This window comes from Streptomyces ambofaciens ATCC 23877, from assembly GCF_001267885.1.
Lineage (GTDB): Bacteria > Actinomycetota > Actinomycetes > Streptomycetales > Streptomycetaceae > Streptomyces > Streptomyces ambofaciens.
Map to the genome: position 1 here is coordinate 6,358,755 of NZ_CP012382.1, position 12,772 is coordinate 6,371,526.

6 protein-coding genes and 5 pseudogenes are annotated in these 12,772 nt (G+C 68.9%); 4 read left to right on the plus strand and 7 right to left on the minus strand.

The genetic code is table 11. The annotated features are described in order from the left end of the window. Window positions 1–30: 30 nt before the first annotated feature. Together SAM23877_RS27920 and SAM23877_RS27925 are read right to left on the minus strand one after the other, a co-directional pair. Window positions 31–1,083 carry a DUF2637 domain-containing protein gene (locus SAM23877_RS27920; RefSeq protein WP_053139083.1) on the minus strand — a complete coding sequence of 351 codons (1,053 nt, stop codon included), beginning with the start codon at window positions 1,081–1,083 and terminating at the stop codon, window positions 31–33. 280 nt (window positions 1,084–1,363) lie between these two features. Then, window positions 1,364–2,209, minus strand: coding sequence for a (2Fe-2S)-binding protein (locus tag SAM23877_RS27925; RefSeq protein WP_053139085.1), 846 nt, complete (start codon window positions 2,207–2,209; stop codon window positions 1,364–1,366). A 166-nt stretch (window positions 2,210–2,375) separates the two neighbouring features. Between SAM23877_RS27925 and SAM23877_RS27930 the strand changes: the two genes are divergently transcribed. Continuing rightward, window positions 2,376–3,197 carry a GntR family transcriptional regulator gene (locus tag SAM23877_RS27930; protein ID WP_053139087.1) on the plus strand — a complete coding sequence of 274 codons (822 nt, stop codon included), beginning with the start codon at window positions 2,376–2,378 and terminating at the stop codon, window positions 3,195–3,197. A gap of 129 nt (window positions 3,198–3,326) precedes the next feature. Here the strand turns inward: SAM23877_RS27930 and SAM23877_RS27935 are convergent, their stop codons facing one another. Both SAM23877_RS27935 and SAM23877_RS27940 read right to left on the minus strand, forming a co-directional pair. Further along, entirely contained in the window at window positions 3,327–4,562 is a 1,236-nt protein-coding gene (locus tag SAM23877_RS27935; RefSeq protein ID WP_079030481.1) for an IS701 family transposase, read from the minus strand. Window positions 4,563–4,745: 183 nt separating this feature from the next. After that, entirely contained in the window at window positions 4,746–5,048 is a 303-nt protein-coding gene (locus SAM23877_RS27940; protein ID WP_053139090.1) for a hypothetical protein, read from the minus strand. A gap of 582 nt (window positions 5,049–5,630) precedes the next feature. On the opposite strand from SAM23877_RS27940, the pseudogene SAM23877_RS27945 reads away from it, so the two are divergent. Continuing rightward, window positions 5,631–8,861, plus strand: a pseudogene (locus tag SAM23877_RS27945) (RHS repeat-associated core domain-containing protein). Window positions 8,862–9,914: 1,053 nt separating this feature from the next. Here SAM23877_RS27945 and SAM23877_RS37975 read toward each other — a convergent pair. Beyond that, a pseudogene (locus tag SAM23877_RS37975) lies at window positions 9,915–10,117 on the minus strand (IS5/IS1182 family transposase); the annotation flags it as partial. 131 nt (window positions 10,118–10,248) lie between these two features. Here SAM23877_RS37975 and SAM23877_RS41420 point away from each other — a divergent pair. Beyond that, window positions 10,249–10,458, plus strand: a pseudogene (locus SAM23877_RS41420) (hypothetical protein); the annotation flags it as partial. On the opposite strand, the pseudogene SAM23877_RS27950 reads toward SAM23877_RS41420, so the two are convergent. After that, a pseudogene (locus SAM23877_RS27950) lies at window positions 10,451–11,652 on the minus strand (IS110 family RNA-guided transposase). The pseudogenes SAM23877_RS41420 and SAM23877_RS27950 overlap by 8 nt on opposite strands. 247 nt (window positions 11,653–11,899) lie before the next feature. Between SAM23877_RS27950 and SAM23877_RS41425 the strand changes: the two are divergent. Then, window positions 11,900–12,072 (plus strand): annotated as a pseudogene (locus tag SAM23877_RS41425) (ISAzo13-like element transposase-related protein); the annotation flags it as partial. Window positions 12,073–12,342: 270 nt separating this feature from the next. Here SAM23877_RS41425 and SAM23877_RS39685 read toward each other — a convergent pair. Next, window positions 12,343–12,483 carry a hypothetical protein gene (locus SAM23877_RS39685; RefSeq protein ID WP_159042002.1) on the minus strand — a complete coding sequence of 47 codons (141 nt, stop codon included), beginning with the start codon at window positions 12,481–12,483 and terminating at the stop codon, window positions 12,343–12,345. Window positions 12,484–12,772: the final 289 nt, after the last annotated feature.

Sequence of the window (12,772 nt, forward strand, 5' to 3'; positions counted from 1 at the left end):
CGGTGACCGGGCGCCTCAGGCGGCATGCGGCTAACCGAACTGCTGCTCCAGGTCCTTGAGCTTGCGCTCCAGGGAGTCCAGGCGCGGCAGTGCCTGGGTGTCGTCCTCCGCGGTGAGGTCGACGGTCACCTGGTCAGTTCCGCCGCGGACGGGCTGCAGCGAGGGCCGCTGGCGCACGGGCAGGGGGTCCGGGGTCGATATGGCAGGCTCCGCAGTGGCCCGTTCGGCACCCCGCTCGACCTGCTGCACCTCGACCTCGACCGGCCGACCGCCGCGGCCGGGGAAGCCCCGGTGCCCGTGGCCCCGGCTGATCGCCTTGAGCTGCGCCCGCTCCAGGCGCTCCTGCTCGCGCCGGCGCTGCTTGGTCTCTTCCTTGCGACGCCGGTCGTCGCGCACCTCGTCGACCGCCTCGTCGAGGCTGCGCACGCCCTCCAGGAGCATCAGCGACCAGGCGCGGTACGTCTCCCTGGGGGCCCGCAGCCAGCGGACCATGCGGATCTGCGGGAGCGGACGCGGCACGAGGCCCTGCTCGCGCAGTGCGGCCCGGCGGGTCTGCTTCAGGGCCCGGTCGAACAGCACCGCCGCCGACAGGGACATGCCCGCGAAGAAGTGCGGGGCACCCGCGTGACCGAGGCCGCGGGGCGCGTGCACCCAGTTGAACCACGCGGCCGCGAAGGCGAAGGTCCACACGAGTATGCGGGAGCCGAGCGCCGCGTCACCGTGGCTGGCCTCGCGCACCGCGAGGACGGAGCAGAACATCGCCGCGCCGTCGAGGCCGAACGGGACCAGGTACTGCCAGCCGCCGGTCAGGCCGAGGTTCTGCTCGCCGAAGCCGACCAGACCGTGGAAGGAGAGCGCCGCGGCGACCGCGGCGCAGCAGAAGAGCAGGACATAGGAGAAGGTGCCGTAGAGGGCCTCCTTGCGCCTGCGGCGCTCCTCCATGCGCTCCCACGAGTCGTCCGCGCCCGCGTCCTTCCCCGAGGAACGCTTGCCGCGCGCGAGCACCGCCACCGCCGCCAGCATGCCCAGGAGCAGCACGGCGCCCGGAAGCAGCCAGTTCAGCGATATGTCGGTCAATCTCATCTGGGGTCCCTTGCATTGGGATAGGGCGTAACGCCCGCCATGGTGGCCCAAACCCGGCGGCCCTCAGGGGGGTTTCGGGGCAAGAGGCCGCCAAGTGGGTGCGAGGGGGTGCCCAGGGCGACGATCTGCTCGAACTGCCGCGTGAGGAGCGGGAATTGAGTTCGAATAAGATAACCCGTACGAGTGGTTCCGTGGAAACCGCCCGTGCTGCACGAGGGAGTTGTGGAGCGAGCCCGGTGATCTCGAGGGACCGCCGCGGGCGGGTGCGCCGGGCGGCGGCTCAGACCGCCGTGGCGAGCAGCTTGCCGACGCGGTCCGCGTCACAGGTGCGCGGGCAGGTGGCGCAGGTGTCCTTGGGGCGCAGCGTGTAGAACATGCAGCAGCTCGCCCGGTCCCGGGTGTGCAGCGACTCGCCGTCCGGCCCCGTCAGTTCGCGGAACGCGGCGTCGCCCACGTACGGCTTGGTCGCGCCCGGCAGCAGCAGCTCCAGCTCGTGCCGGGCCCGTTCCTGCTCGCCGAGCAGGTGAGCGACGTACCACAGGCCCTCCACGACCTCGTCGGTCGCCATGCCCCACAGGGCGCGTCCGCGCCGCCGCATGCGCGGTCCGAAACCCGCCAGCACCGGCTCCAGGTGCTCCGCCACGGAGGCCCGCACCTCGGCCCGCAGCGCCTCCTCGTCGGCGACCACACGGGCACCGGGCAGGGCGGCGGCCGGATCGCCCGGCAGGCAGGCGAAACCGGCGGCCCGCACGGCCATGCGGCCGAGGGGCAGGCCGGCGGCGGAGCGGTCGTAGGCGACCTGGGCCGCGGGATAGCGGGGGACCCGGCGGTGCAGGAACCACGGCACGGTGATCAGCAGACAGGCCGGCCACGCGTACCGGTGCAGACCGAAGCTCGCGATCACGTCCGGCCGGGCCCGCTGCCCGTAGTCCCGCAGCACCTGGGCGTCGTCCCAGGCGAGGAACGCCTCCAGTTCCGCCCCGCCCGCGGCGAGCGAGCCGGCCGGGACCCACCCGCCGTCGCACGGCAGGTCGCCGTCGGCGTCCAGCTCGGTGACGCCCAGTCCCGGGAGGACCTCGGACAGGCGCGCGTAGGCGTCCGCGAAGGCCGTGCGGGTGACAGGCATGCGGGACCACCGTTCCACGTCGGACCACGGGCTGTTTGAGGTAAGCCTTACCTTATCGAAAATTCGCGGGATTTGAACTGGCGGCCGGTGCGCTTATGGTGCTTGACGGACAGGCGACAACCCGCCGTAATGACCCCAAGTACCGACACGTCCCGCAGGAGGACCCGTGAAGCCGAGCGCGCAGGGGCCCCCAGGGACGGGCACCGGGCGGGCCCGCACCGCCGAGCGGGCCGGAGCGGCCGGCATACCCGTGCAGCCCCGCGCCGCGGACGGCGACCGGGACCGGGCCCCGGGGCGCGCGGGCCCTGCCGGGGGCGTACGCGGCGAGCACACGCACAGCGAACCCCTCCCGCCCCGCCCGCGCGTCCTCGTGCAGCGCTCCTCCGTACGCGGGCAGGTCCTCGACGCCCTGCGCACCGCGCTGGTGGCCGGCGAGCTGCGCCCCGGCGAGGTCTACTCGGCACCCGCGCTCGGCGAGCGGTTCGGCGTCTCGGCCACGCCCGTACGGGAGGCCATGCAGCAGCTCGCCCAGGAGGGCGCCGTCGAGGTCGTCCCCAACCGGGGCTTCCGCGTCCTCGAACGCGGCGACCGGGAGCTGGCCGAACTCGCCGAGGTCCGGGCGCTCATCGAGGTCCCCGTGATACTGCGCCTGGCCCGGACCGTCCCCGCCGAACGCTGGGCGGAGCTGCGCCCCCTCGCCGAGGCCACCGTCCGGGCCGCGTCGTCCGGCTGCCCGGCGGCCTACGCCGAGGCCGACCGCGGCTTCCACCGCGCGGTGCTCGTGCTGGCCGGCAACGACCAGCTCGTCCGGATCGCCGGTGACCTGCACCGCCGCGCCCAGTGGCCGCCGGCCGGCGCCCCCGCGGTACGGGGGCGGGCCGACCTGATCGCCGACGCGCACGAACACACGGCGCTGCTGGACGCGCTGATCGCCGGCGACCTGGACGTGGTGCGGACCCTGGTGGGGGAGCACTTCACGGGCGCCTAGTAGTGCTTCGTTAGGTTCTGGGCTGTCTGCGGCGGCTTTGTGGGTTGGGTAGAGGCCGTCCGCAGGTGGTGCAGGCACCGGTCCAGCACCTCAGGAGGTCCTGAAGAACGTCGAGGACCTGGTAGAGGGTCAGGCCGGTGTGTGGGCTTTTGGGTCGAGCCGCCTGAGGGTGAGGAATGCCTGAGCGGCGGTGACGAGCGTGACGTGGTGGTGCCAGCCGCGCCAGGTGCGGCCCTCGAAGTGGTCCAGGCCCAGACCGTGCTTGAGTTCGCGGTAGTCGTGCTCGATCCGCCAGCGCATCTTCGCCCAACGCACCAGGTCAGCGACCGGGGTGGTGGCGGGCAGATTCGATATCCAGTACCCGGTCGGAGCGTCCTGGCCCTCCGGCCATTCGACCAGGAGTGTCTGGGCGGGCAGGACGCCGTCCCACCTGCTGCGGCCGCCGCCCGCCTCCTGGGCTGAGGCCAGGGACTGCTTGCCCGCAGGCCTCACGGTCAGCACCGCGAACCGTGAGGCCATCGCGCCCTTGCTGCCCTGTCGCCAGGTCACCTCGGTGAACCGGCCGGCACCGGCCTCGACCGCGAGGACCGAGACGGCTCGTGGCGAAGTGCGGTAGCGGGCCAGCGTCGGCGGACCGAGCCCGCCGTAAGCGGGCTGGTGCGGCTCGGCATCCTCCCGGTGGGCGACTTCCTTCCCGGTCAGGGCGAGAACATAGGACAGCCCACGCTGTTCGAGACCGATCCGGAAGGGGGTGCTGACGCCGTAGCCGGCGTCGGCGACCACCACCGGCGCCTTCAGCTGCCACTCGCCGAGCGTGTCGAGCAGGCCGAGCGCGAGACGCCATTTCTCCTGGTGGACGATGTCGTCGGGTACTCCCGCCCTGCGGCATCGGTCCGGATCGTCCGTCCACTCGCGCGGCAGATACAGCTGCCAGTTCAACGGGCAGGACGCGGTGTCGGTGGCGGCGTGGACGCTGACCGCGACCTGGCAGTTCGCCCGCTTGCCGACGGCTCCGCAGTACTGGCGTGCAACGCCGGCCGACGCGGTGCCGCACTTGGGGAACGACACGTCGTCGACAACCCACACCTCGGGCGTGATCACCTCGGCGATCCGCTCGGCGGTCCGCCGTCTGACCGGCAGCGGGTCCCACGGCGACTGGTTCACGAACTGCTGCAGGGCCTGCATGTTCCCGTCCGGCAGCCGCTCGGCCATCGGCTGGACCGACTTCCGCCGGCCATCGAGCATCAGGCCCCGCAGATAACACTCGCCCCAACGCCGCTGATCCCGACGCGGCAACGACCCGAACACATCGGCAACAAACCCCGCTAACTCGCCCCGGAGCCGTTCCACTTCCCCCAGCTTCACCCTGGAAGGCTGCCCACCACCAACCGAGATCACTCAACGTAACGAAGCACTACTAGGCACGCACCTGCCGGCAGAACGCCAAGGGCCGTCGACAGCCCGCTGCGCGGCCCGCCGAGCCTCAGCAAGGGAACCGCTTGGGGCCGGACCCCGTTTGGGCATGCATGCGCCGGTTTGCTGCAGGTTCTATGCCGCCTGGTCCCAGCTGTCCGGGAGGTGATTCTCGTCGGGCGGGCGCTGTGTGGCCTTCTCGCGGGCGCGGCCCGGGATGGACAGGCTGGTGAGGTACCAGGGCAGTGGCCATACGGTCTCCCACCACGGTGTCTGGGGTTCGAGGAGCAGGTCTGCGGCTGCGGTGGTCATGCCGGCGGCGAGGCTCCAGCACAGCAGACGTCCGGTCCGCTGCACGGCGCGGGCGGTCCGGTGCGTGGCGGGGGAGGGGTGGCGGCTTGGGCTGGAGCAGGGCATGCGTCTGCCCAGTGCGTTCATCGGGGAAGAGTGTCCTTCACAGCAGGGGTGGTTGCCGCGGGTTGGGGGACCACGCATGCAGGACGAGGAAAGTGTGCATTGCGTGAAGCCGTGGGTGCAGGAGAGCCTCACGTCCGCCGTACGCTCTGAGACAACTTGCCTGGACAGCGCTTTCCGTCCGTGACCGGCGACGATGACCTGTGAGCGCCGTCCGGCAGCGTAGGAGGCAGGCCGGAACCTGGCCGAAACAAAACACCCGCTGACCTCCCCTTTAATGAAGGAGGCCCAGGTCACAAGGTTTCGGTCAAGGTATCGCCGATGAGTGGTAACAGAACCATCAATTCCGCCCGGACTGCAGGGTGGTCAGGGTGGTTAGGTCCGGTTTGCCGCGCTGAAGCGGCGGGGCTGATTCCGGACCGCATGTCACGGGCGTTCGGGGGGACGTCGCGCCGGATTGTGTGCCACTGGTGACCGCTGGGGTCGCCGGTTCTGACTTCCTGTGGGGGGAAGCTCATGCACTCGCGTGCCGACCGCACGCCGTTTCGGCGTGCCCGGAGAACACACAGAACTGCATTGATATCGGCGATCACCACGGCTGCTGTGATGATCGCCGCAGCTCCCGGTCTGGCTGCGGCACCGAAGGCCGAGCTGCCGCAGCCGGAGAGCCCGTGGACGAAGCCGACCAAGGTGGAAGTGCCCGCGACACCGGCCGGTTCGATCACGGCGCCGGACTCGGAGGCCGAGGCCAAGCCGTCGGCAGAGGTCGCAGCCTGGCGGGCGGCCCGGAAGGCTCGTGCGACAGGCGACGCACCGGCCAAGACCCCGGCGTCCCGCTCGGCTACCGCTGCCGCTGCCGCGTCCGATTACCTGCCCGAAGGGCAAGGCGAGGTGCCCTGGCACCAGACTGTCGACACCCGCCTGAACGACGCCCTGGTGGCGCGGGTGAACGTCTCCAACGGCAACCTGATGCTGGCGGCGACGGACTTCGACATCGCTGGCGTCGGCCAGGAAATCCAGCTCACCCGCACCTACAACTCCCTCGAAGCGCCGTGGGGGAAGGTGTCGCAGCGCTGGTGGCAGGGATACGAGCGCTACCTGCAGATCAACGACGGTGAAGTCGACGTCTTCGACGCCACCGGCGCCCTGCTGCGCTTCACCGCCAGGACCGACGGCGGCTACACCACCCCCGCCGGCTATTCGAAGGACTTGAAGAAGAACGCGGACGGCACCTACACCCTCACCGACCGCAAGTCCGGCACCAAGGACACCTACAACGAACACGGCACCCTGACGAAGGTCACGGACAAGAACAAGGGCACGATCACCGTCGACCAGCACGACGAAGGCGCCGAGCACAAGGGCTTCAAGCTCACCGAGACCCGCTCGGGTCGCTGGATCGACCTCGTCAAGACCTACCCGAACCAGTGGCAGGCCAAGGACCACACCGGCCGCACCGCCGTCCTCGACCTCGACGGATCCGGCAACCTCGCCAAGGTCACCGACACCGCCGGCAAGGCCACCGCCTACGAGTACGACTCCTCCCGCCGGGTGACGAAGGTGACCACCCCCGAAGGCACCGTCACCCTGTTCACCTACGACAGCCACAACCGCGTCACCTCCATGCAGCGCGCCACAGAATCCGCCTCCGGCGGGCACACGGGCCCGACCTGGCGCTACGACTACGGCGCGGCCACCCCCTCCGACGCCGGCACGACGACCGTGACGGACCCGGACGGCGACGAGACGATCTACACGCACAACGCCGACGGCGAGGTCACCAAGGTCACCGACCCCCTCGGCCACTCACGCCACTCCACCTACAAGAACCACCTCACCCAGACCGCGATCGACGCGATGGGCACCGGCACGGACGGCACCGGCGGCAACACCACCACCTACGGCTGGGACGGCCGCAACAACGCCGTCTCCCAGAAGCTCCCGCTCGGGGCGACGGCGTCCGTGACGGCGTACCAGACGGTCGCCGGCACCGACCTGCCCAACGACTTCACCACCGCGGACGGCCGCAAGGACTCCTTCAAGTACGACGCCAACGGCAACACGATGTCGGTGACGACGTCGGGCACCGCGGGCGGCACCCGTGAGTACACCTACAACGAAGCCACCCCCAAGTGCGGCGGTTTCGAGGGCCAGCGCTGCACCGCCAAGGACGCGGGCGGCAAGGTCACCTCCTTCACCTACGACGACCGGGGCAACCTGTGGAAGGTGAAGCCGCCGGCGCCGCTGGGAGAGACCACGTACACGTACGACGCGCTCGGCCGGGTGGAGACCGTCACCGACGGTCGTGGCATCAAGACCGTCTACACCTACGACAACCGCGACCGCGTGCGCGAGGTCTCCTCCACCAACTCCACCGTCACGTACTCCTACGACGGTGACGGCAACGTCAAGACCCGCACCGACGCCTCCGGCACCACCACCTGGGAGTACGACAAGCTCAACCGCGAGAAGCGCCGAACCCTGCAAAACGGCGCCCAGACCGTCCTCGCCTACACCCCGGGCGGCGACGTCGACTTCTACACCGACCCGACCGGAAAGACGGACTACACCTGGGACAAGGCCGGCCGCCTCGACCACCTGACGGCGCCGGACGGCAAGAAGACCGACTTCGACTACAACAACAACGACAAGCGCACCAAGACCGTCTACCCCGGCGGCACCACCCAGACCGTCACCATCGACAAGAACGGCCGCCCGGAAAAAATCAAGACCACCTCCGGCAGCCAGACCTTCATCGACCTCACCTACAGCTACACGAGCGCGGGCAAGGACACCACCAAGATCCGCACCCGCACCGACAACCTCACCCAGTACAAGACCACCTACACCTACGACTCCCAGGACCGCCTCACCTACGCCCTGGAAGCCGACTCCGCCGCTGCGCGGAAGGCGTCGTGGCTGTACTGCTTCGACAAGGCCGGAAACCTCACCAGCCGGGACGGCAGCAAGAACACCTGCCCCGGCGGCACGACGTACACCTACAACGACGCCTCACAGCTGAGCGGCAAGAACGGCTCCACCACCGGCTGGTCCTATGACAAGCTCGGCAACGAGACCTCGGCGGCCGACAACACCCCCCGCACGGGCGAGTCCTGGACCGACTACAGCCAGCTGGCCGGCATCACCTCGGGCGGCACAACCTACGACCTGGTCCACGCGGGCACCAGCAACGCGGAGCGCACCAAGCTCGGCTCGACCTGGTTCCACCACACGGCCCTCGGCCTGGCGTCCACGACCACAAACGGTGTCGACACCGGATTCATCCGCGAGCCTTCGGGCACGCTGAACTCCATGACGACTGGGGGGAAGTCCTACTACTACCTCACCGACGCCACCGGCAACGTCCTCGGCCTCGCCGACAGCACCGGCAAGCGGACGCACACCTACGCCTTCGGCCCCACCGGTCTCCCGCGCACCACACCCACGGAGTCCGTTCCCCAGCCGTACCGCTATGCGGGTGCGTAAGCGGACCCGACCGGCCTGTACAAGATGGGCCACCGCTACTACGACCCCACCCTCGGCCGCTTCACCCAGCCCGACCCCTCCGGCCAGGAACAGAATCCTTATCTCTATGCCGACGGCGACCCCGTCAACCGAATCGACCCCGGCGGGTTGTGGGACTGGGGCAAGTTCGCCAGCAAAACCGTCGGGACTGCAGTAGCTGGCGGAGCCGGAGGCTGCGCAGCGGGCGCTCTCGGCTCGATCTGGACGGGTCCGGGAGCCCTGGCCGGATGCGGGATCGGTGCGGCCACGGGTGGCGTGGGAGGCGCGGTGACAGGTGCCATCGACTACACATGGTCAGAAGTATTCGGCTGAGGCAGCATCACACATCGAAGGGTGTTTCAAGATGGACCCTATCTGGATTGTCGGCCTTATTGTGGGGGCGGTGATCGGTGGGCTCACCGTCGTGTTACTAGGACGGCGACGGTGAATCTGTAGACGTCTCGAATTCCTCTCGGTGCGACCGCAGAAAGCTAGACCGGCGGATGGCTGTCGCGCCTTGCGGACCTGCTCCGGGCAAGGCTTCTTCCGTTCTAATGGTCGTCGCAACACCCCAGTTCAGGGGTTGCGATGAACTTTGAGATTCGAAAAGCGCGGGGCCCTCAAAGCCGCAAGAAGCTCTTTTGCTGAACGAGCTGCATAATTCCAGCTCATGCAGCAGGGTGTGAGCAACGAGGACGCGTGCCGGGTCATTGAGGTGAACTCGAAGACCGGCAAGCGCTGGCGCAACGGACGCAGACCGTCCGGTCGGAACAAGGCGGCACCCCCGGTTCGCCCGGTGGTGCCGCCCTCCGCTTCCTCGGCGCGATGCTAGGCCAGGATGAGCGGATCTAAGTAGTTGACCGGAGAGAGCAAAAAGGCAGTTCAGGGTCACCGGCGCCAAGCTGGGTCGCAGCCTGTCCACTATCAGTCGAGAGATCGCCGCCACCGCACCAGGGGCACCACCGGTCAGGGGCGCAACCGGCCCTACGCCGCTCAGGAACGGCTATGCACCGACCATCTCACCACCCGTATCCGGTTGATGACTCGAACGAGTTTTTGCTGATGTTCGGAAACGTTCGACTTCCTCGCATCAGTTGATCTTGGTCCTCGGCGACTCGGTGGGCGCGGCTCCTTGGTGCGTGCCGATGAACATCTGTTTCTCCTTCGTTGAGCTGCACCGAAAGGGCACTGTGCGGCTGCACCGCCGGGGCAACTGGACAGCCGGCCGGAGCCGCCGACTGCGCAGGACCGCCCAGCCCGACCCGTCGGGGCAGGAAACCAACGCCTACCTCAATGCCGCCCTGCGCATTGAGGGCCGGATCGGCCCGTGCACCCTCCTGATCACCACCGCCACGCCCTGCCGCTCACAGCCGCGGACCGCGCCGACAGTGCAGGCGATGCCCACACCAGGCGCCCAGCGGGATCGGTGATGATCTGCACGTTCATGCCGTGCTTGCTTCTCATGTTTCCAAGGGCCGGTCGGCTGCGATTCGGTCGATCGGCAGCAACGTGCCGTCCAGGATCACGAATGTCCTGGGGGACGCCGTGCCGGCCGCGGCCAGCGCGGCGAGGACCGCACCCGCAGCAGCCGCTTCAAGCGCTGGACATTTCGCGAAGACCCCGCTGCAGGCGGTCGCGAGCCGGCAGGTCGGCAACGACAACGACGAAGGCTGATCAGCGGGCTGGCTCAGATGCGTAGAGTGGGAGTCGGGAGGAACGGTCCGATGATGAAGTCGACTTCGACGTCGACCTGCGAGAGTTGCAGGGCCAGGATCGACTTGATGTGTTCCGCGGGTTCCTCCGGGAGATCGGGCGGCGGCTGGGCAAGCCGGTGCTGATGGACCCGGAGGGCGATGCTGGCCATCCGGTGCTCGGCTTCGATGTCGAGGCCGGTCGAGTCGTTGTCCTCGCAGACCCGTTGGTCAGGTGACTGTGGCCCACGGCTGGGGTTCGCAGAAGGTTCCGTCGCGGAGCATCGCGAACAGGACGTCGGCCCGGCGCCGGGCAAGGCAAAACAGGGCCTGGGTGTGGTGCTTGCCCTGAGCGATCTTCTTGTCGTAGTAGGCCCGGGAGGCAGGGTCGCCCAAGGCGGCGAACGCGGAGAGGAAGAAGGCCCGTTTGAGCTGCTTGTTTCCCCTCCGGGAGGGTTGTTCGCCGCGGATCGAGGAGCCCGAGCTCCGGGTCGCGGGGGAGAGTCCCGCGTAGGCGGTGAGGTGGCCGGCGGTCGGGAAGGTGCTGCCGTCGCCGACCTCGATCAGGATGCGGGCTCCGGTCCTGACGCCGACGCCCGGCATCGAGGTCAGGACCTTGGAAAGAGGGTGGTCCTCCAGGAGTTCCCCGATCCGCCCGGCCAGCAGTTTGGGCTGGTTGAGCACGGCTGTCAGGGAGACTGCCAGGCTCGGGACGATCAACGAGGTCGCCCCGGTCCCCGGGACGGTAACGGTCTGCTCGTCCAGGGCGGCGAATATCTCCTCGACCAGACGCTCGGCCATCCGCAGCGCCTTCGGTCGCAGCAGGGTGACCAACCGTCGACGGCCGGCCTTGCGGATCTGAGCCGGGGAGCCAAACCGTTCCAGCAGCGTGAGGACGGCCGGATGCTGTAACCGCGGCCCCAGAACCCGTTCCAGCGACGGATGGATCTGGGTCAACAGACCGTCCAGCCGGTTCGCGACCCTGGTCGCTTCCCCTGCGAGATCGTCGTCGAACCCTACGATCATCTCCAGCTCGGCGATCGTCTCGTCCTCGCCGTCGATCGCCCGCAGCGTGTGCGGCATCGCGCGGGCCGCGTCCGCGATGATGAACGCGTCCCTCGCATCCGTCTTCGCGTCGCCCGGGTAGAGGTCGGCGATCCGCCGCATCGTCAGCCCCGGCAGGTAGGCGACCGGGCAGCCCATATCCCTCGCAACCGCCAGCGGAAGGGCACTGATCAAGGCCGGCTGGTCCACCACGACCAGCACCGTTCCGTGCTTGGCCTGAAGTTTCGCGAACAGCTCGCGGAGTTTGGGTTCGGTGTTGGGCAGGCGCTTGTCGAATGTCTTCTTGCCGGCCGGGGTGACGGCGGTGGCGTGGTGCCCTTGCCGACGTCCAGGCCGAGGAAGACGTCGATGTCGCCGGTGTCGATCACGTGCAGGCCCCTCCATCACGCTTTCGTCCGGCCTTGCCAGGGCATCGAGCTGCCACATCCACGTTAAGGAGAGCCCTTCCGGCTCGGGTGAAGCCGGTGCTCAAGCCCCTCATCAGCGGTCCGTCGATGCCTTCGGACCCGGTGACACCACCCCCCCCGGGTCATCAACAACAGGAGGGGGAAGTCATGCCGGACCCGAAGGCCAGAGGCCCCATTGCGGAGCCAACGAAGACGGTAACGGGGGGGCCGCCGGGTCGGTGGTGGTGGCCGCAGCGTCTGATCGAGCGCGAGCCGACCCTGCGGAATGCGCTGCTGTCTCTGATCGAGCCTGATGCGCGTGGGGACCGCAGGTTGTCGCTGCGCTGGACGTGCAAGTCCACCCGCAAGCTCGCTGCCGAACTGACTCGGCAGGGGATACGGGATCGGCCCGGCCGGTCCCATCCATCCCGGCCGGGGTCGACCCTCGGAGTACGTGCCGTCACCCGGCCACGGCGCCTTCCAGGCTCCAAGGTGACCTTCGCACCGCTGGCCATGGAGTCCAGAGCGGGAGTCGGGAGGAACGGGACGGTTCAGACACCTTCCGAGAGTCCCACCTTGAACTCAGCTTCATGACAGGCGCTTGACCTGCGTGTGTGCAGGCTCTCGGTTCGGCGGGGGCATGCATAGCCGGAACGGAGGACCCACAAAGGGCTACGGCCAGGAGGAACCGATCCTCGACTGGTTCCAGAAGTACCCCGTCAGCTCTCTGTCGCCGCCGTAAGCGACGTTCTCGCGCTGGAAGCCGGCCAGTTGCTCGGAGTCGGTGACGGCGGCGGCGCTCGGTGACGACAACACCGGCACTCGCGCCGACTGCTGAGCACTGTTCGTGCTGCGGCCTGTGCGTCGAGTGGGTCCTACTTGCCGAGCAGTCGGCGGGCCGACTGCTCGGGCCGGTTCGCTTCGAGCACCTGAACGTGCCGTGCCGGCCGGTAGCGGGACAGGCCCGCATCGAAAGCGCCAACCCTCCCTGCGTCAAGAGCCGTTATCCGGTCGGAGCTAGGACCAGTGGGACGTGACTTACGCGACGTTTGGAACGCTACGGTCCGGGGCCCACAAGCTCGGGCTACGGGGAGGTGATCGC

What these genes read in the sequence shown, in the direction of transcription:
- SAM23877_RS27920 (WP_053139083.1), bottom strand. Translation starts at nt 1,083, where the DNA reads ATGAGATTGACCGACATATCGCTGAACTGGCTGCTTCCGGGCGCCGTG.
- SAM23877_RS27925 (WP_053139085.1), bottom strand. Translation starts at nt 2,209, where the DNA reads ATGCCTGTCACCCGCACGGCCTTCGCGGACGCCTACGCGCGCCTGTCC.
- SAM23877_RS27940 (WP_053139090.1), bottom strand. Translation starts at nt 5,048, where the DNA reads ATGAACGCACTGGGCAGACGCATGCCCTGCTCCAGCCCAAGCCGCCAC.